This is a genomic window from Halomonas sp. THAF12 (genome assembly GCF_009363675.1).
Taxonomy (GTDB): domain Bacteria; phylum Pseudomonadota; class Gammaproteobacteria; order Pseudomonadales; family Halomonadaceae; genus Halomonas; species Halomonas smyrnensis.
Window position 1 is genome coordinate 3,417,836 of the sequence record NZ_CP045399.1, and the last position, 25,022, is coordinate 3,442,857.

A 25,022-nucleotide genomic window follows, 5' to 3' on the forward strand; every position below is an offset into this window, starting at 1 on the left:
AAGGATGCCACACTTGATATGACATTCTTGTGACAACGCACTCGACCGCCGGCCAGGCGACAAGTCCGCGGAAAACAGGCACCCTGAGCGCGGAAAACTCCAGCACAGGGAAGATCGAAGGCATGGTCGACGTCCGCGTCACCCGCACCGCCCGGGTACCCGATCCGCTGCGGGTCCAGCGCTATCAGAAGGCCCCGGAACTGGGCCCGCGGCTGCTGTTCTTCAGCGGCGGCTCGGCCCTCAACGGCATGTCGCGGCGGCTGCAGCACTACACCCACAACTCCATCCACCTGGTGACGCCCTTCGACTCCGGCGGCAGCTCCGCCAAGCTGCGCGAGGCCTTCGACATGCCCGCCATCGGCGACCTGCGCAGCCGGCTGATGGCGCTGGCCGACGACTCCATCCTCGGCCATCCCGAGGTCTACCGGCTGTTCACCCATCGGCTGCCGAAGGACGGCGAGCCGGCGGCCCTGCGCGCGACCCTCGACGAGCTGGTGAGCGGGCGCCACCCGCTGACCCACGACATTTCCAACCCCATGCGCCGGCTGATCTGCCACCAGCTCGGCTTCTTCCGCGAGGCCATGCCCGCGGACTTCGACCTGCGCGGCGCCAGCATCGGCAACCTGATCCTCGCCGGCGGCTACCTGAACAACCATCAGCAGCTCGACCCGATCATCTTCCTGTTCTCCAAGCTGGTGCACGTGCGCGGCACGGTGCGCGCCGTGGTCAACAAGGACTACCACCTGGCGGTCACCCTGGAAGACGGCCGCCGGGTGCTGGGCCAGCACCGCATCACCGGCAAGGAGGTCGCGCCGCTGACCTCGCCCATCGCCGGCATCGAGCTCTCGGCCAGTCGCGACCGCGACGAGCCCATCACCGCCAGGCTGCGCAAGAAGAACCGCCGGCTGATCGCCTCCGCCGAGCTGATCTGCTACCCGCCGGGCAGCTTCTACTCCAGCCTGCTGGCCAACCTGCTGCCGGAGGGTGTCGGCCGGGCGATCCATGCCAACCGCTGCCCCAAGGTGTTCATCCCCAACTCGAGCCCCGACCCCGAGCAGGCCGGCCTGGGCCTGGAGCAGCAGATCACCGTGCTGCTCGACACCCTGCGCCGCGACATCGGCGAGGCCTGTCCGGCCCATGAGCTGGTGAACTTCGTGCTGCTCGACCGGGCGCGCGGCGACTACCCCGGCGAGCTGTCCGACGCCTTTTTGGCCGACCTCGGCATCACCCTGATCGACACCCGGCTGATCGGCGAGAGCGGCACGCCCCACTACGATCCCGACCTGCTGGCCACGGCCCTGCTGTCGCTGGTGTAGGCGGGCATCAGGCCACGGTAATGACCGAGCACTCGGCGACATGGCTGACCTTGTGCGAGGTGCTGCCGAAGATCATGCCGTGCATGTCGCTGATCCCGCGGCTGCCCATCACGATGGCATCGACGCCGCGTCGCGACGCCTCATGGAGGATCGTCTCGGCCGGCGTGCCCTGACGCACCACCGACTCGACCTCGAGGCCGCTCAGGTCGACGGCGTCGCGGACCTTCTGCAGGGCATCGTCGGCGTCGGCCTTCAGCGCATCGGCGATCTCGTTCCAGTTGTCCGTGGTGAAGGGCTCGGGCATGCCGCCGGTGAACAGCCCCATGTTGCCGGGCGGATACTCGGCCACGGTCAGCAGGATCAGCGACGCGGAGGAGCCCCGCGCCAGCTGTGCCGCGACGCCCAGCGCCTTGGCGGAGTGTTCGGAGCCGTCGACGGGCACGAGAATGGACTGATACATGGTGGCCTCCTGCGGGCGGATCGAGGGAAGCGCTCCGCTTCCCGCTGTCCTTCCAGCCTAGTCGCTGGCGACGCAGGCGGCCGGGGATCGCCCGCGAGCTTGACGGACATCAAGCCGCGGGCCGGGCTCAGTCGTCGTCGCCCAGGCGACGCGCCATGGCCTTGCGCGCCCTGTTGCGCCGATAGAGCCGCACCAGGGCGATCCACAGTGCGACCGCCACCATGGCGGCCAGGGTCCAGCCCTGCCACACGCGCGCCGCGTCACCGAGCACGGTCTCCAGGGTAATGATGAGGATGAAGCCCAGGGCCTGGCTGGCGATGGCCAGGGCCCGCAGGGTGTCGAAGGCCTGTCGTGCCATGTGTGCTCCCGCTGGATGACAGCCCCGCCCGCCGACAGTAGGCTTGGCGAGGATAACCCGCCCAGTGTACCCGGTCCGGCCCCACGCGCCGACCCTGCCTCGAGAGAGCCCCCATGGATGCCATCGCCCTCGGGCCCGTGCTGCTTCCCCTGCCCCGCCTCTACGCCCTGGCCTGCGCCCTGCTGCTGCTCGTCGTGGCCGCCCTGACGCTGCGCCTGCCGCGCGCCCGCCGAGCGCGCTGGTTCAACGGCCTGATCATCGCCTGGCTGGTCGGCGCGCGGCTCGGCCATGTGGCGCTGAACCTGCCCGCCTACGAGGCCTCCCCGCTGGACACCCTGAAGCTGTGGCTGCCGGGCTACCATGCCCTGACCGGCCTGATCGTCGCCCTGGCCTGGAGCGCCTGGGTGCTGCGCGACCGCCTGGCCGTCATGCTCGGCGCCCAGGGCCTGACGATCGGCGCCACCCTGGCCTGGCTGTCGCTGATGAGCTGGGCGCCGCTGGGCAGCGGGGTCACCCCGCGCGCCCTGCCCGAGCTGACGCTCGAGAACCTCGAGGGCGAGCCGGTGAACCTGACCGAGCTCTCGGGCGAGCCGGTCATCGTCAACCTGTGGGCGACCTGGTGCCCGCCCTGCCGCCGCGAGCTGCCGCTGCTCGCCGAAACCGACGCCCGGGACGACGTCACCGTGGTGGTGGTCAACCAGGGCGAGGACCTGCTGCCGGTGGCACGCTATCTCGATGCCCAGGGACTCACCTTCGAACACGCCCTGCTCGACCCGCGCCAGTCGCTGATGGTGGCCAGCGATGCCCCGGGACTGCCGACCACCCTGCTGTTCGACGCCGAGGGCCGCACCCGGGAGCGCCACGTCGGCGAGCTGACCCAAGCGACCCTCGACGGCTGGCTGGACGCGGAGTAGGCACCAGTTCCGACCACGTCGGCAAGCCGTAGAGGAACTCCTGCGCCATGGGTGAGGAGGATTCCTCCGAACGGGCTGGCCATGGAGGGCCAGCACCGGTCCTGCAAGCGTAGCGGGACGCGAGAGCGCCGCAGGGCGCCGGGAGCTACAGGGAAGTATTCATGCGTTTCCGGAAGGCCGGCCCCGCTCGCAGGCTTGCCGACGATTGAGACATCATCCGAGGCGAACCGAGATCGCTAGGGGAAACGCCGGGAAGCCTCTTAAGCCGCGCCGGGGATTGCTGTAAGATACCGCGCCCTGTCGCCGAGGGTCGGGTGTGGCCCGCGGCACGAGACCAGATCCCTAGCATCCCCCGAGGCATCATGAGCGACTTCTCTCCCGGTCAGCGCTGGATCAGCGATGGCGAGGCCGAACTCGGCCTGGGCACCATCCTCAACTGCGACGCCCGCAGCATCACCGTGCTCTTCGGCGCCAGCCAGGAAACCCGGACCTACAGCACCCAGCATGCCCCCCTGACCCGGGTGATCTTCGGCAGCGGCGACCGCATCCAGAGCGCCGAAGGCTGGGAGATGACCGTCGACGACAGCAAGGAATCCCGCGGCCTGATCGTCTACATCGGCGAGGACGACCAGGGCGAGACCCGCGAGCTGCCCGAGGCGCGGCTGGCCGACTCCATGCGGTTCGACCAGGCCCGCGACCGCCTGCTGACCGGCCAGGTCGACCGCAACGACTGGTTCGACCTGCGCTTTCGCACCCTGCACCACCACCATCGCACCGAGCAGAACCCGGCGCTGGGCCTGGCCGGTCCGCGCATCGACCTGATCCCGCACCAGCTCTACATCGCCGACGAGATCTCCCGGCGCCAGGCGCCGCGCGTGCTGCTGGCCGACGAGGTCGGGCTCGGCAAGACCATCGAGGCCGGCCTGATCCTGCACCGCCTGCTGCTCAGCGGCCGCGCCGAGCGCGCCCTGATCCTGGTGCCGGCGAGCCTCACCCACCAGTGGCTGGTGGAGCTGCTGCGCCGCTTCTCGCTGGAAGTCACCCTGCTCGACGAGCAGCAGAGCCTGGCCCAGGGCGACGGCAACCCCTTCGAGTCCGGCCAGCTGGTGCTGGCCAGCCAGGACTGGCTGTTCGCCAACCCGCACCGCCAGGCCCAGGCCGAGGCCGTCGACTGGGATCTGCTGATCGCCGACGAGGCCCACCACCTGGAGTGGAGCGAGAACGCCGATGAGGTCGGCCCCGGCTATGCCTGCGTGGAGCGCCTGGCCGCCAGCGTTCCCGGCGTGCTGCTGCTGACCGCCACCCCGGAGCAGATGGGCCAGGCCAGCCACTTCGCCCGGCTGCGCCTGCTCGACCCGGATCGCTACCACAGCCTGGAGGCCTTCCAGGAGGAAGAGCACCACTACGCCGAGGTGGCCGCCGCCATCGACGCCCTGGAGCGCCTGCCCGGCGAGGCCGCCGACCGCGAGGCCGTGGCCGCCGTCAGCGACGATCCCGACAGCGCCGCGCTGCTCGCCACCCTGGCCGATGCCGAGAGCGGCGACGACCAGCAGGCCGCCGCCCGCGACCAGCTGCGCGAGCAGCTGCTCGACCGCCACGGCACCGGCCGGGTGATGTTCCGCAACAGCCGCCGCCACGTCGGCGGCTTCCCCGAGCGTCGCCTGCACGTCGACCGCCTCGAGCTGCCCTCCGCCTACCGCCGGGTGCTGCGCCGCCTGGGCCGCGACGAGGACTACCTCGACGAGCTGCTGATCGAGACCGGCCTCGACCACCCCGAGGTGCTGGTCTATCTCGACACCATGTACCAGGCGCTGGCCAACGACCCGCTCAACGCCGAGCCCTGGTGGCAGTTCGACCCGCGCGTGACCTGGCTGCTGGAGCGGATCACCGAGCTCGGCGACGACAAGATCCTGGTCATCGCCCACGACCGCGAGACCGCCCAGGGCCTGGCCGACGGCTTGCGCGTGCTGGGCGGCGTGCAGGCGCCGGTGTTCCACGAGGACCTGACCCTGGTCGAGCGCGACCGCGCCGCCGCCGCCTTCGCCGACGACGAGGACGGCTGCCAGGTGCTGGTGTGCTCGGAGATCGGCTCCGAGGGCCGCAACTTCCAGTTCTGCCGCCACCTGGTGATGTTCGACCTGCCGCTGCACCCGGACCAGCTCGAGCAGCGCATCGGCCGCCTCGACCGCATCGGCCAGCGCCACGCCATCGAGCTGCACGTGCCGGTGTTCGCCGCCAGCCCCGGCGAGCAGCTGCTGCGCTGGTACCAGGACGGCATGGACGCCTTCAGCGCGCCCCACGGCCTGGGCGGCGAGCTGTTCGACGCCTTCGGCGACGCCCTGGCCGACGCCCTGCTCGACGAGGAGAGCCTCGACGAGGTGATCACGGACACCCGCGAACTGTTCGACCGCCGCATGGCCGAGCGCGACGCCGGCCGCAACCGCCTGCTCGAACTCAACGCCTGCCGCCCGGAGCGCGCCGAGCAGACCATCGAGGCGATCCGCGAGCTCGACGAGGACCGCGCCCTGCGCCGCTACATCGACCAGGCGCTGGACATCTTCGGCGTGGATGCCAAGGACATCGGCAACGACATCCAGCACCTCAAGCCCGGCCCGCAGATGCTCGACGGCCTGCCGGGGCTGGTGAAGGGCGAGGACGGCTTCTCGGCCACCTTCTCCCGCGAGCGCGCCCTGGGCCGCGACGACGTTCAGCGCCTGTCCTGGGAGCACCCGCTGACCCGCGAGATGATGGGCCGCATCCTCGACGGCACCATGGGCAACACCGCCCTGGCGCTGCTCAAGCATCCGTCGATCCCCGGCGGCCGGCTGATGGCCGAGCTGGTGTTCCGCACCCACTGCCCGGCGCCCAAGCGGCTGCACCTCAACCGCTTCCTGCCGCCCACCGCGGTGCGCGTGCTGCTCGACGAGTCCGGCGCCAACCTGACCGCCAAGGTCTCCTTCACCGGGCTCTCGAAGAACCTGCAGAAGGTCAAGAAGGCCGCCGCCCGCGACCTGATCAAGAGCCGCCACGAGCAGCTCCGCGACCTGCTCGACCGCGCCGAGACCGAGGCCGAACGCGAGCTGCCGACCATCGTCGAGGCCGCCCAGACCCGCATGCGCGAGGCGCTGGACGCCGAGCTGACCCGCCTGGAGGCCCTGGCCCGCCGCAACCCGGCGGTGCGCGAGGACGAGCTGACGGCGCTGCGCGAGGAGCGCGCCGCCCTGGACGCCGCCATCGAGGGCACCCGGCTGCGGCTGGACGCGGTGCGGGTCATCGTCACCATCGACGAGAACTCCCGCTAGGCCCTAGCCCTTCGAGCCGTCGCCACACCAGCCAGCATGAGCGCAGGGGACAAGGTGGCACGAGGGGTTTTTGGCCATGGAAGGCCAAAGAAGCGCCCAGGGATGGGTTCATAGCGCCCTCGTGACGCCTTGACGCCGAAAGCTCATCCCGACGCAATCGGCCTTTCGATATTAAGAGCCCCCGCCGGCACGCTGCCGGCGGGGGCTCGTTGTTTCAGGACATGGCGATACGAAAGGGACGCGCTGATTTCAGCGTGTACCTAGCCGAGGATATCGGTCAGCGCCTCCTCCAGGGTCGGGAAGCGGAACGCGAAGCCCGCCTCCTCCAGGCGCGCCGGGCGCATGTCGGCGCCGGTCAGCAGCAGCCGCGACATCTCGCCGAGGCCGATCTCCAGCGCCTTGGCCGGCACCGGCAGCAGCGCCGGGCGATGCAGATGCCGCGCCAGCAGGCGGGTGAAGACGGCATTGGTGACCGGGTGCGGGGCGCTGCCGTTGAAGGCCCCCTGCAGGTCGTCGCGCTCGAGCAGCAGCAGGATGGCGTTCACCAGATCCTGGCGATGCACCCAGGGCATGAACTGGGTGCCGTCGCCCAGGCGCCCGCCGAGCCCCAGCTTGAAGGGCGGCAGCAGGCGCTGCAGCATGCCGCCGCCGGCGTCCAGCACCAGGCCCAGGCGCAGGATCGCCAGCCGGGTGCCGAAGGCCGTCACGCCCTCGGCGGCCTCCTCCCAGCGCTGGCAGAGGCGATGGGCGAATTCGTCGTGGGGCGGCGTCTCCTCGGTGACCACCGTCTCGCCCTGGTCGCCGTAATAGCCCATGGCCGAGGCCGAGACCAGCACCGAGGGCGCGTGCCCATGCGACGCCTTGAGCTGCTCGCAGAGCTGCACCAGCTCGCGGGTGGCATCGAGGCGGGAATCCAGCAGCCGCTCCTTCTGCGCCTCGCTCCAGCGCTTGCCGGCGATCGGCTCGCCGGCCAGGTTGACCAGCGCCGCCGGGGGCGTATCGACGAAGTCCAGTGCCGAGCGCCGCACGTCGACGCCCTCAGGCAGCCGGAGCCGCGCCTGGGCGGGGTCCCGCGACACCACCTGTACCCGATGCCCGTCCGTGATCAGTCGACGGCACAGGGCCTGACCGACGAAACCGCTGCCTCCGGTGATCAATATGCGCATACCGCTCTCCATTCCGGGCTCCTTGGATGGCGCCGAGCAAGTGTTATACAGGCTTTGTACAGGTCTGTTAGTCTAGCGGTAAACCCCGTTGACTGCATGAGCCCGACATGACTTCGACGCCCTCTTCCCACGCCGTGATCGGGGCCGGCATCGCCGGCCTGGCCTGCGCCCGTGCGCTGGCGGAGGCCGGCCACGACGTCACCGTGTTCGACAAGGCTCGCGGCCCCGGCGGCCGGATGTCCAGCCGCCGGCTCGAGGAAGGCGCCATCGAGCTCGGCGCCCAGAGCTTTCGCGCCGCCCACCCGGCCTTCCGGCGGCAGGTGGATGCCTGGGTGAAGGCCGGCGTGGCCGCGCCCTGGCCCGACGCCCTGTGGCGGCTGGCAGCGGGCCGGGCGACGCGGCGGGCCGACGGCCGCCCCCGCTACACCGGCACGCCGCGGATGAGCGCGGTCACGCGCCATCTGGCCCGCGGCCTGACCCTGCGCGCCGCCACCCGCATCGTGTCGCTGGCGCGCGACGGCGACGGCGACGGCGACGGCTGGCGGCTCGCCGACGAGCGCGGCAACACGCACGGCCCCTTCGCCACGGTGAGCCTGGCGCTGCCCGCGCCCCAGGCCGAGGGCCTGATCGCACCCCATGCGCCGGGGCTCGCGAGCGAATGCCGGCAGCTGCCCCAGCGCGCCTGCTGGGCGGCCTGGGCCCGCCTCGAGGCGCCGCTCGCGCTGCCCGGCGCCGAGGCCGGCTGGCCGCTGCTGCAGTTCGACGAGGGCCCGCTGAAGCGCGTGGTCCGCCACCGCACCAAGCCCGGCCGCGAGGATGCGCCCGAGCTCATCACCCTGCTGGCCGATCTCGACTGGAGCGAACGCCGGCTCGAGGACGCCCCCGATGCCGTGGCCGAAGACCTGCTCGCCGCCCTGAACGCCGCGCTCGAGACGCTCCGGCCCGCCGCCGGCCTGCCGGCGGTGCAGGCGCGCGGCGCCCATCGCTGGCGCTATGCCGAGCCCGGCGCGGTGGCGCCGGGCGATGACCATCGCCTGACGGACACCGGCCTGGCGCTGTGCGGCGACGGCTGGCGCGGCGGGCGCATCGAGGACGCCTGGCTGTCCGGCCACCACCTGGGCGAGGCGCTGTGCCATCGCCTTTCCGACCCTGGAGATTTCCCGACATGAACAATGCCCTGATCCTGATGGCCCACGGCTCCAGCGACCCCAACTGGCGCGCGCCCTTCGAGCGTCTCGCCGAACAGCTCTCCGCGCGGCTCTCCACCCCGCTGCGCCTGGCCTACATGGAGATCTGCCCCCCCTCGCTGGAGGACACCGTGGCCGAGCTGGCGGCCGAGGGCGTCGAGCGCGCCGAGATCCTGCCGCTGTTCTTCGCCGCCGGCCGCCACCTGCGCAAGGACGTGCCCGGCCAGGTCGAGGCCCTCGGCGAGGCGCACCCCGAGGTGCAGCTGACGCTGCTGCCGCCGGTGGGCGAGCATCCGGCCTTCGTCGAGGCCCTGGCGGCGGTGATCGCCGAACGAGCCGGCGAGAGCGACTGATCGTCGTGTTGTACATCGACCGCCTTTTGTACAAAATTGGTGGTTGAAGCGACACCCCTTCCGTCACCGATCTCACCGAGGCAGAGACCGCATGAGCGATCAGGCGAACCATCCGGCCGATGCGCCGCTCTATCCGATCCGCGAAGTCTCGCGCCTGACCGGCGTCAATGCCGTGACCCTGCGTGCCTGGGAGCGCCGCTACGGGCTGATCCAGCCCAAGCGCACCCCCAAGGGCCACCGACTCTATGCCAAGGACGACATCGCCCGCGTCGAACGCATCCTGCAATGGCTCAACCGCGGCGTCCCCGTCAGCCAGGTCCGCGAACTGCTGGAACAGCCCGAGGCCGTGGAGGCGCCGCCGCCCGCGGCCGGCGACTGGGACAGCCAGCGCCGCCAGCTGCTGGCCGCCGTCGAGGCGCTGGACCTCGAACGCCTGGAAGCGCTGTTCAATCAGGCGCTGGCGCTCTATCCGGTGGCCACCTGCCTCGACGAGCTGTGGCAGCCGGTGCTGCGCGAGCTGGAGGAGCGCTGGGACGATCGCCTGGGCGCCGACCTCCAGCGCCGCACCCTGGAAGCCTTCCTGCGCACCCGCATCGGCACCCGGCTGTATCACGCCAACGCCCAGGCCGGCGAGGCCACGCTGCTGATCGTGCCGCTGCCCGACGACGGCCCGATGTGGGGGCTGCTGGCCGCCCTGGCCGCCGCCGATCGCGGCTATCGCGTGCAGTGGCTCGACGCCGCGCTGCCGCCCCAGGAGCTGACGCTGGCCGTGGAGCGCTTCCATGCCACCGCCCTGCTGCTGGCCAGCGGCCGCGCCGAGCGCGCCGACCTGATCCGCCGCCAGCTGCCGCGCCTGGCCGAGCAGCTCGAGGTGCCGGTGGCGCTGTGCGGGCCGGTGGCGCGCATCCGCGCGGCCGACCTCGACGCCTCCGGCGTGGAGCTGCTCGGCGACGACCTGAGCCACGCCATGACGCGTCTGAAATCCCTGACCCAAGCCGCCTGAACGGAGGCGCCGATGTCCCCGACCCTGGTCTGGTTCCGCAGCGACCTGCGCATCCACGACAACACCGCCCTGGCCGCCGCGGCCCGCCGTGGCCCGGTGATCGGCGTCTTCCTGCGCTGCCTGCCCCAGTGGCAGCAGCATGGCCACGGCGCCAACAAGCTCGACTTCACCCGACGCGGCGTCGCCGCGCTGTCGGAGTCGCTGGCCGGGCTCAACATTCCGCTGCTGCATCGCGACATCGAGCGCTTCGACGAGGCCCCGGCGATGCTGCTCGACCTGGCCCGGGAGCTCGGCGCCGAGGCCCTGCACTTCAACCGCGAGTATCCCCTCGACGAGGCGCGCCGCGACGCCGCGGTGATCGAGGCCTTCGAGGACGCCGGCCTGGCCGCCCACGGCCATCGCGACGCCGTGGCCTTCGCCCCGGGCGAGCTCTTGACCGGCAAGGGCGACGTCTACGGCGTCTTCACGCCCTTCGCCAAGGCCTGGCACAAGGCGATCACCGCCGAGCGGCTGGCGCTGCACGACGCGCCCGAGCCCCAGGCCAGCCTGCCCGTCGCCCCCGACCCGATTCCCGAGCTGCCCGAGCTCGAAGACGCCCCGATCGACGGCCGCCTGTGGCCCGCCGGCGAGGGCCCGGCCGGGGACCGCCTGGAGCGCTTCCTGCGCTTTCGCGGCCGCCACTACGGCGACCAGCGCGACTTCCCGGCGATCCGCGGCACCAGCGAGCTCTCGCCCTACCTGGCACTGGGCATGATCTCCCATCGCCAGTGCATGCAGGCGGTGATGGCCGAGAACGATGGCGCCCTGGCCGACGGTGACGCCGGCCTCACGGCCTGGGTCGGCGAGCTGATCTGGCGCGAGTTCTACCAGCACATCGCCGCCGGCTTCCCGCGGGTGTGCCGCCACCGCGCCTTCCAGCGTCACACCGAGGCGCTGCCGTGGCGCGACGACGAGGCCGGTTTCCGGGCCTGGTGCGAGGGGCGCACCGGCTACCCCATCGTCGATGCCGCCATGCGCCAGCTCGTCGCCACCGGCTGGATGCACAACCGACTGCGCATGGTCACCGCCATGTTCCTGTCCAAGCATCTGCTAATCGACTGGCGCCGCGGCGAGGCCTTCTTCCTGCGCCACCTGGTCGACGGCGAGTTCGGCGCCAACAACGGCGGCTGGCAATGGGCGGCCTCCACCGGCACCGACGCCGCGCCCTACTTCCGCATCTTCAACCCCACCACCCAGTCCCAGCGCTTCGACCCGGAAGGCCGCTTCCTCGCCGAATGGCTGCCGGAGCTCGCCGAGCTGTCGCCCAAGGCCCGTCACGCCCCGGGCAACGACCTGCTGAGCGGCGTCGACTATCCGCCGCCCATCGTCGACCACAAGGCCGCCCGCGCCCGGGCGCTGGACGCGTTCAAGAACCTGCCCGCTGCCTGAGGCGGGCGCGTCTTCCCGGCCGCGTCTCCCGGTTCCTGTTCCCCCGATCACGCCCCGCTCCCGCTTCTCCATCTTCCCTCGCCCAGGAGGCCGTCATGTCACCCGATCCGGACCTGGAGGCCTTCTGCGCCTTCTACAACAAGCTGGACAATTCCTGTACAAAAAATCTGTACAAGATATATACTCCAGACATTGCATTCACCGACCCGCTGCATCGCATCGACGGCCTGCCGGCCCTGGAAGCCTACTTCGCCGCCCTGTACGAGAACGTCACGGCGTGTCGCTTCACCTTTCACGAGCGTCAGCGTCACGGCGACATCGCCTTCGTGACCTGGACGATGCACTTGGCCCATCGGCGGCTGGCGGGCGGCAGGGACATCACGGTGGAGGGTGCCTCGCGGCTGGTCTTCGCCGACGACGGATCGGGGCGGGTGAGTGAGCACCGGGACTACTTCGACGCCGGCGAACTACTATATGAGCGACTGCCGCTGCTGGGCACGGTGATCCGCTGGCTCAAGCGCCGCGCGGGAGGCTGAGGGGCCCGCCCCTCGAGCCATACGGCTGAAACCCGCAGGCCGTGACCCGCGTATCCCTAACAAGAGACATCGCAGGACGCGAGGAGACGACATGACGGCACCCCACACGCCCCGCTGCATCTGGCTGACCGGCGCGACATCCGGCATCGGCCGGGCGCTGGCGACACGGCTGCTCGACCAGGGCCATCGGGTCGCCCTCAGCGCCCGCCGCTCGGACGCCCTGCAGGAACTGGCCGGCGAGCGCGACAACGCCCTGCTGCTGCCGCTGGACGTCGGCGACCGGGCTGCCGTGCTGGCCGCCGGCGATCGCATCTCCGCCCGCTTCGGCCACCTCGACCTGGCGATCCTCAACGCCGGCACCTGCGAATATCTCGAGGCCGGCACCTTCGACGCCGCGCTGATCGAGCGAGTCTTCGCCACCAACTTCTTCGGTGCCCTGCACGGCGTGGAAGCGGCGCTGCCGCTGCTGCGCCGGGCCAGGGCCCGGGGTGGCCGGCCGCTGCTGGCCGCCACCTCCAGCGCCTCGGCCTATCTGCCGCTGCCCCGCGCCGAGGCCTACGGCGCCTCCAAGGCCGCGCTCAGCCACTTCCTGGAATCGCTGCGCCTCGATCTGGCCGGCGAAGAGATCGACGTCAGCCTCATTCATCCCGGCTTCGTGAAGACGCCGCTGACCGATCGCAACGACTTCCCGATGCCAATGCGGGTCGGCGTCGATCAGGCCGCCGAGGCGATCCTCAAGGGCCTCGAGGCCCATCGCCTCGACGTCCACTTCCCGCGCCGCTTCACCCTGCCGCTCAAGCTGCTGGGCATCCTGCCGCCGGGGCTGCGCTTCCGCCTCGGGCGGCGCCTGGCCCGCGGCGCCGACACGGAGGCCTCGTCATGACGTCGCTCGCCACTCCCGCCTCTCCCCAGGGCCGCCAGCGCATCGCGGTGATCGGCAGCGGCATCGCCGGCATGGCCGCCGGCTGGTATCTGTCCCGCCGCCACGAGGTCACGCTGTTCGAGGCCGACACCCGCCTCGGCGGCCACACCGCGACCATGGACGTCGAGCTCGAGGGCCGCCACTACGCCATCGACACCGGCTTCATCGTCTTCAATGACTGGACCTATCCCCACTTCCGGCGCCTGCTGGCGACCCTCGGCGTGGAGAGCCAGCCCACCGAGATGAGCTTCTCGGTGCACGAGACGGCCCGCGACTTCGAGTACAACGGCCACAGCCTGCCGCGGCTGTTCGCCCAGTGGTCGAACCTGCTGCGGCCGAGCTTCCATGGCCTGCTGCGCGACATCCTGCGCTTCAACCGCGAGGCCACCCAGGCGATGGTCGACGACCGCCTGCCGGCGGACCTGACCCTGGGCGACTACCTGGACGCCGGCGGCTACGGCGAGGGCTTCCAGCGCCACTACCTGCTGCCCATGGGCGCGGCGATCTGGTCGGCCAGCATCGGCCAGCTGCGCGCCTTCCCGGCCCGCTTCTTCGTGCGCTTCTTCCATCATCACGGCCTGCTGTCGGTCAACGAGCGCCCCCAGTGGTACACCCTGGTCGGGGGCTCGCGGGCCTACATTCCGGCGCTGACCGCGCCCTACGCCGAGCGCATCCGGCTGGCCACGCCGGTGCGCGGCCTGCGCCGCGAGGCCGACGGAGTCCGCGTCCGCAGCGACGCCGGCGAGGAGCGCTTCGACCAGGTGGTGCTGGCCTGCCACGCCGACCAGGCGCTGGCGATGCTCGACGACGCCAGCCCCGCCGAGCGCCAGATCCTCGGCGCCCTGCCCTACCACGACAACGAGGTGGTGCTGCACACCGACACCCGCCTGCTGCCCCGCCGCCGGCGCGCCTGGGCGAGCTGGAACTACCGGCTCGACGGCCGCGGCGACGACGCCCGGGTCTCGGTGACCTACGACATGAACATCCTGCAGCGCCTCGAGGCGCCGCACACCTTCTGCGTGACCCTCAACGACGGCGACAGCGTCGACCCGGCCAGGGTGCTCGGGCGCTACACCTACGCCCATCCGCAGTTCAGCCTCGCCGGGATGAACGCCCAGGCCCGCCACGCCGAGATCTCGGGGCCGGGCCGGCGCACGCACTTCTGCGGCGCCTACTGGCGCAACGGCTTCCACGAGGACGGCGTGTGGAGCGCGCTGCGGGTCGCCCGGGCGCTGGGCTGCGACCCCGACGCGCCGGCCGGCGCCCGGGCGGCCACGGAGGTGCCGGCATGATCCAGGCCCCGCGCTCGCGCATCTACCGCGGCTGGCTGCGTCATCGTCGCTTCCTGCCCCGGGCCCACGCCTTCCGTTACCGGCTGTGGATGGCCTGGCTCGACCTCGACGAGCTGCCGGAGCTGTTCGACGGCGTGCCCGGCTTCAGCGCCCGGCGGCCGGCGCTGGCGCGCTTCCGCCGCGAGGACTACCTGGCGCCCCACGACCGGCCGCTCAAGGACGCCGTGCGCGCCGAGCTGACGCGGCTGCTGGGCGACGCCCCGGACGGCCGCATCTGCCTGCTCACCCAGCTGCGCACCCTGGGCGTGGGCTTCAATCCGGTGTCGCTGTACTACGCCTACGACGCCCGCGGCGAGCTGCGCGCGCTGCTCGGCGAGGTCAGCAACACCCCCTGGGGCGAGCGCACCACCTATGCCTGCCGGGTCGAGCCGCGGCGCCACGGCCATCGCGCCGAGTTCGACAAGGCCATGCACGTCTCGCCGTTCAACCCCATGGACATGCGCTACCGCTGGCGCTTCGACAGCCCCGGCGAACGCCTGAACCTGAACATGGAGACCTGGCGCGGCGACGAGCGCCACTTAGACGCCAGCCTGAGCCTGGAGGCCCGCCCGGCGACCCGCGGCGTGCTGCTGGCCACCCTGGCCCGCCATCCGGCGATGGCGCTGAAGACCCTCGCCGGCATCCATTTCGAGGCCCTGCGCCTGTGGCTCAAGCGCGTCCCCGTCCACGACCATCCCCGCCATCAGGAGAGTTCGCCGTGAATACACGCACCGCCAACGCCCGTCCACAGCCGGCCGAGGGCGACCGCCTGACGCGCTGGCTCAAGGCTCGCCTGCTGCCCCAGCTGGATCGTCTGGAAGGCGGCGAGGTCACCCTGATCGAGGGCCATCAGCGCCACCGCCTGGGCCGCGGCGGCCCGCTCTCGGTGACCCTGGTGGTGCGCGACTCGCGGGCCTGGCGGCGCATGGCGCTGGGCGGCACCGTGGGCGCCGGCGAGGCCTACATGGACGGCGACTGGGACGCCGACGATCCGGTGGCGCTGGTGCGGCTGTTCGCCGCCAACCTGGAACGGGTCAACGGCGAGATGGAGGGCGGCCTGGCCGGCGCCGGCCGCTGGCTGCTCGGCGCGCTCTACCGACTGCAGCGCAACAGCCTGAGCGGCTCGCGGCGCAACATCGCCGCCCACTACGACATCGGCAACGACCTGTTCGCGACCTTCCTCGACCGCCGCCACTGGATGTACTCCAGCGCCGTCTTCCCCCGCGCCGGCGCCAGCCTCGAGGAGGCCTCGACCCACAAGCTCGACCTGATGCTCGAGCGCCTCGACGTGCGTCCGCATCACCACCTGCTGGAGATCGGCACCGGCTGGGGCGGGCTGGCCATCCACGCCGCCCGCACCCGCGGCTGCCGGGTCACCACCACCACCATCTCCGACGAGCAGTATGCCCACACCGCCCGGCGGCTGGCCGAGGAGGGGCTCGAGGACCGCGTCACCCTGCTCAAGCGCGACTACCGCGAACTGGAGGGCCGCTTCGACCGGCTGATCTCGGTAGAGATGATCGAGGCGGTCGGCCACCAGTATCTGGAGACCTACCTGACCACCCTCGACCGGCTGCTGACCGACGACGGCATGGCCATGCTGCAGGCCATCACCATCCGCGACCAGCGCTACGAGACCGCCAAGCGCGAGATGGACTTCATCAAGCGCTACATCTTCCCCGGCGGCTTCCTGCCCTCCCACCGCGTCATCCTCGACGGCCTGACCCGCCACACCTCGCTGAACCTGGTGGGCCTGGACGAGATCGGCCAGCACTATGCGCGCACCCTACGCGAGTGGCGCCACCGCTTCGAGGCCAACCTGGAGACCGTGCGCCGGCTCGGCTACGACGAGCGCTTCATCCGCATGTGGCGCTATTACCTGTGCTACTGCGAAGGCGGCTTCCTGGAGCGCACCATCGGCACCAGCCAGCTGCTGCTGGCCAAGCCCGGCGCGCGGCCGGCGCCGCTCTCGGGGGCGGTGTGACGCGAGGGGTCTGGCGGGCGCTGGCCAACCTGGCCGGGTTCCAGCTGGGCTGGCTGGCCTGCGTGATGGGCGGCAGCCTCGCGGGGCTCGTCGTGGCGGGCGGGGTGATCGCGGCGCATCTGCGCTGGCAGGCACGGCCGGGGGAATGGCGCTGGCTGGCGGGTTTCGCGGGGCTGGGGCTCGCCATCGACGGCGGCCTGGCGCTGGCCGGGGGCTTTCGCTTCCCGCCGGAGACCCTCCTGCTCGGCCCGCTGCCACCGTGGCTGTGGCTACTGTGGCCGCTGTTCGCCACCCTGCTGCACCATTCCCTGGCCTGGCTGTGGCGCCACCCCTGGCTGGCGGCGGCCAGCGGTGCGACCAGCGGGCCGCTGTCCTACTATGCCGGCGCCCGGCTCGCCGGCGTCACCCTCGCCCCCTGGCTGCTGGCCGTCGAGGCGCTGTGCTGGGCGGCGCTGTGCCTGTGGCTATGCCATCGACTCGGCCGACGCGGCGACCTCGCTCGCTTCGGCTGAGGCCCGTTCGCGCCAGCGCGTCTCCAGGGCGTCCACGCTCAGCGGCCGGTCATAGAAGAAGCCCTGCACCAGCTCACACCCCACCGAGCGCAGGAAGTCCCGCTGGGCGCGGGTCTCCACGCCTTCGGCCACCACCTCCAGCGCCAGCCCCCGGGCCATGGCCAGCACCGCGTCGACGATGGCGGTGTCGGCGCGATCGTCCGGCAGCGCCCGAATGAAGGCGCGATCGAGCTTGAGCTTGTCCAGCGGCAGGTGCTTGAGATAGCCGAGCGACGAATAGCCGGTGCCGAAGTCGTCGATGGCCACCGGATGGCCGCGCTCGCGCAGGGCCTCGAGGCGCGGCGCCACGTCGCCGGCACGCTCGTCGAGCAGCACCGATTCGGTGAGCTCCAGGCCCAGCAGCCGTGCCGGCACCTTGTGCCGCGCCAGCCCCGCGGCCAGCGCCGACTCCAGGTCGCCCTGGAACAGCTGCATGGCCGAGATGTTGATCCACACCGGCACCTCGGGCATCCCCAGCCGGCGCCAGTGCGCGAGCTGGGCCAGGGCGTGGTCGATCACCCAGTTACCCAGTGCCGCCATCAGGCCGTGGCGTTCGGCCAGGGGGATGAACTCGCCCGGGGAGACCATGCCGTCGCGGGGATGACGCCAGCGCAGCAGCGCCTCGAGGCCGGCCAGGCCGTCGTCGGCGAGACGATACTGGGGCTGATAGTGCAGCTCCAGCTGGCCGCCGGAGGCCAGGGCGTTGCGCAGCTCGTTGACCAGCGCCAGCCGCGGTCCTTCCTGCACGTCCAGCGCCGGCTTGAAGCGCAGGCAGTGGTTGCGGCCGTGACGCTTGGCGGCGTAGAGCGCCGACTCCAGACGCTGGAACAGCACGCTCGACTCGCGGCCGTCCTCCGGCGCGCGGCAGCTGCCCACCGTCAGCCCCAGGCGCAGGGTGTTGCCGTCGAGCTCGAAGGGTTCGCCCAGGTGCGACTGCAGGCCGGCCACCCACTGCTCGTGGTCGTCGAAGGTGGTGGTGCGGATGACCATGTACTCGTCGCCGCCGAGCCGCCCGACCACGCCGCCGGCCACCTGGCGCGCCAGGCGCTCGCCGACCCGCGCCAGCAGGCGGTCGCCGATCTCGACCCCGAGGCCGTCGTTGATCTCCTTGAAGGCGTCGATATCGATCATCGCCATGTCCAGGCTCTCGCCGGCCTGAAGGTGGCGCAGCCGCGAGGTCAGCAGGTCATGCAGGCGACGCCGGTTGGGCAGCCCGGTCAACGGGTCCTCGAAGCCGATGCGGCGCAGGTCGCGCTCGCGGGCCTTGCGCAGCGAGATGTCCGAGAACAGGCACACGTAGTGGCGCACCCGGCCCCGGTCGTCACTGACGGCGCGCACCTTGAGCCATTCGGGATACTCGTCGCCCTGCTTGCGGCGATTCCAGATCTCGCCTTCCCAGCGGCCGGTGCTGTGCAGGGTCTGCCAGTAGCGCTCGAAGAAGGCCGAATCATGACGCGGCGCCGCCAGGGAGGCGACGTTCAGGCCCTTCACCTCGGCCTGCTCGTAGCCGGTGATCTGGGTGAAGGCGGGATTGACCACCAGGATGCGGTTGTCGGCATCGGTGACGATCACGCCCTCCTCGGTCATCGTCAGCGCCTCCTGCCCCAGCCGCGAGCGCAGGCGCTCCAGGCGCACCTGACGCCAGGCGTCCCACAGACCGGTCGCGGCGATCAGCACGGCGGCGACGCGCAGCCCGACATCGGGCAGCCAGACGCTGGCCGAAACCGCAGCCAGCGAGACCCACAGCAGCGGGCGATTCAGGGAAAGCACGGGCCACATGGCTTCGCTCTCGACTCTTCGACATGAATGTTTGCCCCCTCTTGTGAGCGGGCCATATCGTCACCATATCGGCCGATGCGAACATAACTGTACCCCGGACGACGGCGATGACCCTCCGGCACCCCGGCCGGCGTGCATTCGCGAGACACGAACAGTAGACTAGGCGTGGCCGCCAGGGCGGCCCATGCCGTTTCGATACGGCATACCACCATCTCGACACTCGGAACGATTCAGTGACCAAGCAACATTCCTTTGATCGCGAAGCACTGCTGGCATGCAGCCGTGGCGAGCTGTTCGGCCCCGGCAACGCCCAACTGCCGGCACCCAACATGCTGATGCTCGACCGCATCGCGCACATCCATGAAGAGGGTGGCGAACACGGCAAGGGCGAACTGATCGCCGAGCTGGATATCCGCCCGGACCTGTGGTTCTTCGACTGCCACTTCCCCGGCGATCCGGTCATGCCGGGCTGCCTGGGCCTCGACGCCATGTGGCAGCTGGTCGGCTTCTATCTCGGCTGGCTGGGTCACCCGGGCCGCGGGCGCGCCCTGGGCTGCGGCGAGGTCAAGTTCAGCGGTCAGATCCTGCCGGATGCCGAGAAGGTGACCTACCGCATCAACATCAAGCGCATCATCACCCGGCGCCTGATTCTGGGCATCGCCGACGGCACCGTGTCCGTCGACGGCCGCGACATCTATCAGGCCAACGACCTGCGGGTCGGCCTGTTCACCTCCACCGCGAATTTCTGATCAGGAGGCTCCCATGCGACGAGTGGTAGTCACCGGCCTGGGCATCGTGTCCTGCCTGGGCAACGACGCAACACAGGTTCTCGACGCCCTGCGCACCGGGCGCTCAGGCATTCGCTTCAAGGATGAATACGCCGAGCTCGGCTTCCGCAGCCAGGTGGCGGGCGTCGTCGATATCGACCTCGACGCCCTGGTCGACCGCAAGCTGCGCCGCTTCATGGGCGACGCCGCGGCCTATGCCTATGTCAGCATGGCCCAGGCGGTCGAGGACTCCGGCCTGACCCCGGAGCAGGTCTCCAACGTGCGTACCGGCCTGATCGCCGGCTCCGGCGGCGCCTCCAGCGCCAACCAGGTCGAGGCCGCCGACGTGATGCGCCAGAAGGGCCTGCGCCGCGTGGGGCCCTATCGGGTCACCCGCACCATGGGCAGCACCGTGTCCGCCTGCCTGGCCACGCCGTTCAAGATCAAGGGCGTGAACTACTCCATCTCCTCCGCCTGCGCCACCTCCGCGCACTGCATCGGCAGCGCCATGGAGCAGATCCAGCTGGGCAAGCAGGACGTGGTCTTCGCCGGCGGCGGCGAGGAGGAGCACTGGACGCTGTCCTGCCTGTTCGACGCCATGGGCGCGCTCTCGACCCACTACAACGAGACGCCCGAGCAGGCCTCCCGCCCCTATGACCAGGCCCGCGACGGCTTCGTCATCGCCGGCGGCGGCGGCATGCTGGTGCTCGAGGAGCTGGAGCACGCAAAGGCCCGCGGCGCCAAGATCTACGCCGAGCTGGTCGGCTACGGCGCCACCTCCGACGGCGTCGACATGGTCGCCCCGTCCGGCGAGGGCGCGGTGCGCTGCATGCGCCAGGCCATGGCCACGGTCGACGGCGACATCGACTACATCAACACCCACGGTACCTCCACCCCGGTCGGCGACGTCGCCGAGCTGAAGGCGGTGCGCGAGGTGTTCGGCGACTCCACGCCGGCGATGAGCTCGACCAAGTCGCTGACCGGCCACTCGCTGGGCGCCACCGGCGTGCAGGAGGCGATCTACTCGCTGCTGATGATGGAGAACGACTTCATCGCCGCCTCCGCCAACGTCGAGAACCTCGACGAGCAGGCCGACGGCTTCGACATCGTCACCGAGCGCCGCGAGGCCAAGGTCGAGCGCGTGCTGTCCAACAGCTTCGGCTTCGGCGGCACCAACGCCTGCCTGGTGCTGGAGAAGTATCGCGACTGACGCGCGATCATCGCCGCGGCCGGAACCCGCGCCGCGGCGATAAAAATGAAGAGAGGCGCCCCGCGGGGCGCCTCTCTTTTTTGTGTCTCGCGGCGCGGGGTGGCGCCGGTGGCGAGTCGGCTCAGCTCGCCGCCGTCTCCCGGGGGGCGGCCTCGGCGTTCTCGTCGCGGGGGCGCGGCACCTCGGAGATCTCGGCCAGCTGCGCCTCGATCCAGGCCTCGGTCTCGGCCAGCACCTCTTCCGGGCTGCGGCCGACGGTCTCGATCGGCTCGCCCACCACCAGCGTCAGGCGCCCGGGATGCTTGACCCAGTGACGCCCCGGCCAGCGCTCGCCGGCATTGTGCGCCACCGGCACCACCGGCTTGCCGGCGCGACAGGCGATCACCGCCCCGCTCTTGTTGTAGCGGCGACGCTTGCCCGGCTCGACCCGGGTGCCCTCGGGGAAGATCAGCACCGAGAGCCCTTCCTCGAGGCGCGTCTTGCCCTGGATCAGCACCTGCTTCATGGCCCGGGCCGGCTTGGAGCGGTCCAGGGCGATGGGATGCAGCAGCCTGAGCCCCCAGCCGAAGATCGGAATGCTGAGCAGCTCCTTCTTGAGCACCGTGCACACCGGCGGCTTGAGCAGCTGCAGATAGACGGTCTCCCATTCGCACTGGTGGTTGGACAACAGCACGCAGGGGCCATCGGGCAGCCGCTCGAGCCCGCGGATCTCGTAGCGCACCCCGCAGACCAGCCGGAACCAGGCGATGATGAAGTGGTTGTAGAGGTTGAGCAGGCGATAGCGCGAACGCAGCGGCAGCAGCGGTGCCGGCGGCAGGAACAGCACCCCGCACACCAGCATGGCGATGAAGTAACCGATATAGAAGATGATGCTGCGGATCACGCTCATGTCTCGCGGGTCTCCTCGACGGGGCGGGCATCGTCGTCGCGCGCCAGGCACCAGATGTCGAGCATGCGCCCCACCTCGAGCCGCCAGGGCTTCTGGTGAACGCCGAAGACGTCGAGCACCCGCCGGCAGTTCAGCACCCGGCGCAGCGGCTGGTCGTGGTGGTGGCTGAGCGCCTTGACGCCGCCCAGCGCGACCGTCTCGCCGCGCCCCTCGAGGCGGGTGACCAGCTGGGTGCGCACCATCGACACGAAGGTGTAGGCGCTGACCGGCTCGGTGCCGGCCAGATGGTAGCTGCCCCAGGCAGCGGCGCCGCAGCCCTGCTGCTGGAGCATGCCGATCAGCGCCATGGACACCGAGTCGGCGGACGTGGGGCAGAAGATCACGTCGTCCTCGGCGCGCAGGTCGTTGCCGCTGACCAGGGTGTCGAGCAGCTCGCCGAGCCAGGCATGGCTGCCATCCAGGGCGAACAGCGGCCCCAGGCGCACGATCAGGTGCCTCGGCAGCTCGGCGCGGATGCGCTCGCCGGTGGCGACCAGGCGCCGCAGCCCCTCGTCGCGGGGCGCGGGCACCACATGCTCGTCGATGGGCTCCTCGTACCCCTCCTCGTAGAGCTGGTCGGACACGCACCACACCAGCGGCACCTCCCGCTCGCGGCAGGCGGTCACGCAGGCCTCGACGGCCTCGGCATGGGCGGTCACGGCGGCCGGCGCATCGGTGATCGGGCGCGACAGCGGCGGAATCAGCAGCGCATCGGGGCGCACCTCGTCGAGCCGCTCCCGCGACAGCGACAGGCCGGGCTCGATGACCAGCTCCACGTCGGTGCGACGATTGGCCTCGCGCGCCATGGCGAGGCTCAGACAGTGTCCGGCGTCCAGGATCAGCAGCTTCACGATGACTCCTCGGGGCTGGGCGTCGGGATCGCAGCGACCACGACTCACAGACGGCGACAATCTTGGGAACCATGACGTGAGGGGCATCCTGAAACAGGACGCCCCTCACGTCGGCAATCGCGCCACTATACCATTACCGCCCGCCGTCATGGCAGCGCCGACCGTGCCACCGGCACCGCAGGAGAACGCGCGCGCACAGACGACAACGCCCTGCCGAGGCAGGGCGTCGTGAAGCCGCACGGGGAACGCGCCGAGGCTCGCCTCAGAACGGGATCTCGTCGTCGAAGTCGTCGAAGCTGCCCGGATCCGGGGCGCCGAAGTTGCCGCCCTGCTGCTGGCCGCCGCCCTGGTTGGGTGCCGGCTGGGGCGCGGGACGCTGGCCGCCCTGCTGCTGACCGCCGAAGCCGCCGCCCTGCTGGGGCTGGCCGCCCGGGGGCTGACCGTAGTTGCCGCCCTGCTGCGGGCCGCCGAAGCCGCCGCCCTGCTGCGGCTGACCGCCCTGGGGCTGCTGACCATAGTTGCCGCCCTGCTGACGCGGCTGACCGCCGCCGAAGCCGCCCGGCTGGCCGCCACCCATCTCGCCGCCACGCGAATCCAGCATCTGCATGTCGTTGGCGACGATCTCGGTGGAATACTTGTCCTGGCCGTTCTGGTCCTGCCACTTGCGCGTCTGCAGGCGGCCCTCGACGTAGACCTTGCTGCCCTTGCGCAGGTACTGCTGGGCGATCTCGGCGGTCTTGTTGAACATCACCACCCGGTGCCACTCGGTGCGTTCCTGACGCTGGCCGCTCTGGCGATCCATCCACGTATCGGTGGTGGCGAGGTTGAGGTTGGCCACGGCGGTGCCGGACGGGGTGAAGCGCACCTCGGGATCCTGTCCGAGGTTGCCGATGAGAATGACCTTGTTGACGCCACGGGCCATGGTTGACTCCTTGATTCTGTCGGAAGGCGGACCGCCGGGCGAGGCCCGGGCGAAGAGCCCCGGCCTCCCGGAACGCTCGAATGCATGTAGGTAGATTGACGCGCCGGCCGCACCCGCGCGTGAAAGACCGATCCCGATACTATACGCGAGTTCCCGCCTCGACGCCGCCGGCGGAGCGGCGATCGTCGCGGCTCGCTCGGCGCGACCCGGTCAACGTGACCCGGTCAGCGCGACCCGGTCAGCCGCGACAGGGCCTCGGTGTCCAGCCGCTCGCGGTCGACCTTGAGATAGGCCAGCCGCTCCTCGGGCACCACCAGCACGTCCTCGACGCCGGCCACGGCGGCGAAGCGGGCCATCAGGGCGTCGAGGGCATCGTCCTGCTGCTGCTCGGCCAGCGCCACCACCTCGCTGGAGAGATGCCGCGGCGGCGTCATGCCGAGCATAAACACGAACCAGGCCAGGCCGATCACGGCCACCCCGAGGAAAACCGCCGTCAGGCCGAAGTGCTGCGACAGGAAGCCGCCCAGCACGCCGCCGAGGAAGGCGCCCAGGAACTGGCTGGTGGAATACAGCCCCATGGCGGTGCCCTTGGCGCCGGCCGGGGCGAGCTTGCTGATCATCGACGGCAGCGTCGCCTCGAGCAGGTTGAACGCCGTGAAGAAGGCGAACAGCCAGCCGATCAGCGGCATCAGGCCGTGCCCCTCGAGGCCCAGGCCCAGCAGGCTGGCGACGATGACGGCGATGGCCCCCAGGCACATCAGCTTCATCTTGCGCCGCTTCTCGGCCACGATCACCAACGGCACCATGGCCACGAAGGACAGCCCCATCACGCCGAGGTACACCAGGCCGTGATGCGGCTCGGCGATGCCGGCGTCGACCAGCCGGAACGGCACGGCGACGAAGATCGCCATCAGCACCAGGTGCAGGCCGAAGATGGAGGCATTGAGGCGCCACAGGTCGAGACGCCCGACCAGCCCCTTGAGCTGATCACGGTCGACGCCCACGTCCTGGTGCCCGCGCCGCTGCGGCGCCCGGGGCACCAGCTTCCACAGCACGCCGAGCCCCAGCACGGCCAGGGCCGCGGTGAACCAGAACACGCCGGACAGGCCGAAGTGCGCCGACACCAGCGGCCCCAGCACCATGGCCACGGCGAAGGCGACGCCGATCGACAGCCCGATGGTGGCCATGGCGGCGGTGCGCACCTGCTCGCGGGTCTGGTCCGCCAGCAGCGCCATGATGGCGGCGGCCACGGCGCCGCTGCCCTGCAGGCAGCGGCCCAGGATGATGCCGGCGATGCTGTCGGCCTGGGCCGCCACCACGCTGCCGACCAGGAACAGCAGCAGCCCGCCGGCGATCACCGGCTTGCGCCCGATGCGGTCGGAGAGCAGGCCGAAGGGGATCTGCAGCACGGCCTGGGTGAGGCCGTAGATGCCGAGTGCGAACCCGACCAGCAGCGGCGTGGCGCCGATCAGCTCCTCGGCCTTCAGCGCCAGGACGGGCAGCACCATGAACAGGCCGAGCATGCGCGTGGCATAGAGCCCGGCCAGGCCGACGATGGCCCGCCGCTCGGCGGCTAACAGCAAGCTGGCCTTGGACATAGCGATTCCAGTGCCTCCAGAGGGAGGGCGCGGGGCCCCGGAGATGATGGACCGCATATTCTACCGCGTCGCTCCGGCACACGAAACGCCGCCTCCCCGAGCGACTTTGCCGCACTCCCGGCCGGGCCCGTATAATCGATCTTTTGCCGCGGCCCG

General features: G+C 71.0%; 23 protein-coding genes. 15 read left to right on the top strand and 8 right to left on the bottom strand.

The window, feature by feature from the left end:
* The first annotated feature begins 122 nt into the window (after window positions 1–122).
* Window positions 123–1,316 (top strand): GAK system CofD-like protein, encoded by a 1,194-nt coding sequence (locus FIU88_RS15825; RefSeq protein ID WP_152479842.1) that lies wholly within the window; start codon window positions 123–125, stop codon window positions 1,314–1,316.
* Window positions 1,317–1,323: 7 nt separating this feature from the next.
* Here the strand turns inward: FIU88_RS15825 and FIU88_RS15830 are convergent, their stop codons facing one another.
* Window positions 1,324–1,776, bottom strand: coding sequence for a universal stress protein (locus FIU88_RS15830; RefSeq protein WP_152479843.1), 453 nt, complete (start codon window positions 1,774–1,776; stop codon window positions 1,324–1,326).
* Window positions 1,777–1,903: 127 nt separating this feature from the next.
* Complete coding sequence (locus FIU88_RS15835) at window positions 1,904–2,134, bottom strand: hypothetical protein (protein WP_152479844.1); 231 nt, start codon at window positions 2,132–2,134, stop codon at window positions 1,904–1,906.
* Between the two features lie 113 nt (window positions 2,135–2,247).
* Here FIU88_RS15835 and FIU88_RS15840 point away from each other — a divergent pair, with 113 nt between their 5' ends.
* On the top strand, window positions 2,248–3,048 hold the full coding sequence (locus FIU88_RS15840) for a TlpA disulfide reductase family protein (protein ID WP_152479845.1): 801 nt from the start codon (window positions 2,248–2,250) through the stop codon (window positions 3,046–3,048).
* Between the two features lie 362 nt (window positions 3,049–3,410).
* A complete protein-coding gene (gene rapA, locus FIU88_RS15845) occupies window positions 3,411–6,350 on the top strand; it encodes an RNA polymerase-associated protein RapA (protein WP_152479846.1) in 2,940 nt (979 codons plus the stop codon).
* Window positions 6,351–6,610: 260 nt separating this feature from the next.
* On the opposite strand, the gene FIU88_RS15850 is transcribed toward rapA, so the two are convergent.
* The gene (locus FIU88_RS15850) at window positions 6,611–7,516 is read right to left on the bottom strand and encodes a TIGR01777 family oxidoreductase (protein ID WP_152479847.1); all 906 of its coding nucleotides are present in this window, start codon (window positions 7,514–7,516) and stop codon (window positions 6,611–6,613) included.
* Window positions 7,517–7,623: 107 nt separating this feature from the next.
* Here FIU88_RS15850 and FIU88_RS15855 point away from each other — a divergent pair, with 107 nt between their 5' ends.
* The 10 genes from FIU88_RS15855 to FIU88_RS15900 all read left to right on the top strand — a co-directional run bounded on the left by FIU88_RS15855 (window position 7,624) and on the right by FIU88_RS15900 (window position 16,772).
* Window positions 7,624–8,685 (top strand): NAD(P)/FAD-dependent oxidoreductase, encoded by a 1,062-nt coding sequence (locus FIU88_RS15855; protein ID WP_152479848.1) that lies wholly within the window; start codon window positions 7,624–7,626, stop codon window positions 8,683–8,685.
* The gene (locus tag FIU88_RS15860) at window positions 8,682–9,056 is read left to right on the top strand and encodes a sirohydrochlorin chelatase (RefSeq protein WP_152479849.1); all 375 of its coding nucleotides are present in this window, start codon (window positions 8,682–8,684) and stop codon (window positions 9,054–9,056) included. Before FIU88_RS15855 ends, FIU88_RS15860 begins: the two co-directional genes overlap by 4 nt.
* Before the next feature lie 91 nt (window positions 9,057–9,147).
* Window positions 9,148–10,059 (top strand): MerR family transcriptional regulator, encoded by a 912-nt coding sequence (locus FIU88_RS15865; protein ID WP_016856379.1) that lies wholly within the window; start codon window positions 9,148–9,150, stop codon window positions 10,057–10,059.
* A gap of 12 nt (window positions 10,060–10,071) precedes the next feature.
* Entirely contained in the window at window positions 10,072–11,487 is a 1,416-nt protein-coding gene (gene phrB, locus FIU88_RS15870; RefSeq protein WP_152479850.1) for a deoxyribodipyrimidine photo-lyase, read from the top strand.
* Window positions 11,488–11,582: 95 nt separating this feature from the next.
* The gene (locus FIU88_RS15875) at window positions 11,583–12,023 is read left to right on the top strand and encodes a nuclear transport factor 2 family protein (protein WP_152479851.1); all 441 of its coding nucleotides are present in this window, start codon (window positions 11,583–11,585) and stop codon (window positions 12,021–12,023) included.
* A 91-nt stretch (window positions 12,024–12,114) separates the two neighbouring features.
* The gene (locus tag FIU88_RS15880) at window positions 12,115–12,906 is read left to right on the top strand and encodes an SDR family oxidoreductase (RefSeq protein ID WP_152479852.1); all 792 of its coding nucleotides are present in this window, start codon (window positions 12,115–12,117) and stop codon (window positions 12,904–12,906) included.
* Window positions 12,903–14,237, top strand: coding sequence for an NAD(P)/FAD-dependent oxidoreductase (locus FIU88_RS15885; protein ID WP_152479853.1), 1,335 nt, complete (start codon window positions 12,903–12,905; stop codon window positions 14,235–14,237). Before FIU88_RS15880 ends, FIU88_RS15885 begins: the two co-directional genes overlap by 4 nt.
* Window positions 14,234–14,998 (top strand): DUF1365 domain-containing protein, encoded by a 765-nt coding sequence (locus FIU88_RS15890; protein ID WP_152479854.1) that lies wholly within the window; start codon window positions 14,234–14,236, stop codon window positions 14,996–14,998. The genes FIU88_RS15885 and FIU88_RS15890 overlap by 4 nt, the downstream gene beginning before the upstream one ends.
* Window positions 14,995–16,260, top strand: a complete 1,266-nt coding sequence (locus FIU88_RS15895; protein WP_152479855.1) for a cyclopropane-fatty-acyl-phospholipid synthase family protein — start codon at window positions 14,995–14,997, stop codon at window positions 16,258–16,260. The genes FIU88_RS15890 and FIU88_RS15895 overlap by 4 nt, the downstream gene beginning before the upstream one ends.
* Window positions 16,257–16,772 (top strand): DUF2878 domain-containing protein, encoded by a 516-nt coding sequence (locus FIU88_RS15900; RefSeq protein WP_152479856.1) that lies wholly within the window; start codon window positions 16,257–16,259, stop codon window positions 16,770–16,772. The genes FIU88_RS15895 and FIU88_RS15900 overlap by 4 nt, the downstream gene beginning before the upstream one ends.
* Here FIU88_RS15900 and FIU88_RS15905 read toward each other — a convergent pair.
* On the bottom strand, window positions 16,725–18,590 hold the full coding sequence (locus FIU88_RS15905) for a bifunctional diguanylate cyclase/phosphodiesterase (RefSeq protein ID WP_152479857.1): 1,866 nt from the start codon (window positions 18,588–18,590) through the stop codon (window positions 16,725–16,727). The genes FIU88_RS15900 and FIU88_RS15905 overlap by 48 nt on opposite strands.
* Before the next feature lie 233 nt (window positions 18,591–18,823).
* On the opposite strand from FIU88_RS15905, the gene fabA reads away from it, so the two are divergent.
* Complete coding sequence (gene fabA, locus FIU88_RS15910) at window positions 18,824–19,339, top strand: 3-hydroxyacyl-[acyl-carrier-protein] dehydratase FabA (protein ID WP_016856387.1); 516 nt, start codon at window positions 18,824–18,826, stop codon at window positions 19,337–19,339.
* Between the two features lie 13 nt (window positions 19,340–19,352).
* On the top strand, window positions 19,353–20,567 hold the full coding sequence (fabB, locus tag FIU88_RS15915; protein WP_016856388.1) for a beta-ketoacyl-ACP synthase I: 1,215 nt from the start codon (window positions 19,353–19,355) through the stop codon (window positions 20,565–20,567).
* Between the two features lie 121 nt (window positions 20,568–20,688).
* Here fabB and FIU88_RS15920 read toward each other — a convergent pair whose 3' ends face one another.
* The 4 genes from FIU88_RS15920 to FIU88_RS15935 all read right to left on the bottom strand — a co-directional run bounded on the left by FIU88_RS15920 (window position 20,689) and on the right by FIU88_RS15935 (window position 24,866).
* Window positions 20,689–21,456, bottom strand: a complete 768-nt coding sequence (locus FIU88_RS15920; protein WP_152479858.1) for a 1-acyl-sn-glycerol-3-phosphate acyltransferase — start codon at window positions 21,454–21,456, stop codon at window positions 20,689–20,691.
* Window positions 21,453–22,346 carry a sugar nucleotide-binding protein gene (locus FIU88_RS15925; RefSeq protein ID WP_016856390.1) on the bottom strand — a complete coding sequence of 298 codons (894 nt, stop codon included), beginning with the start codon at window positions 22,344–22,346 and terminating at the stop codon, window positions 21,453–21,455. The genes FIU88_RS15920 and FIU88_RS15925 overlap by 4 nt, the downstream gene beginning before the upstream one ends.
* 262 nt (window positions 22,347–22,608) lie before the next feature.
* The gene (ssb, locus tag FIU88_RS15930; protein ID WP_152479859.1) at window positions 22,609–23,268 is read right to left on the bottom strand and encodes a single-stranded DNA-binding protein; all 660 of its coding nucleotides are present in this window, start codon (window positions 23,266–23,268) and stop codon (window positions 22,609–22,611) included.
* Between the two features lie 224 nt (window positions 23,269–23,492).
* Window positions 23,493–24,866, bottom strand: a complete 1,374-nt coding sequence (locus FIU88_RS15935; RefSeq protein WP_016856393.1) for an MFS transporter — start codon at window positions 24,864–24,866, stop codon at window positions 23,493–23,495.
* Window positions 24,867–25,022 lie beyond the last annotated feature (156 nt).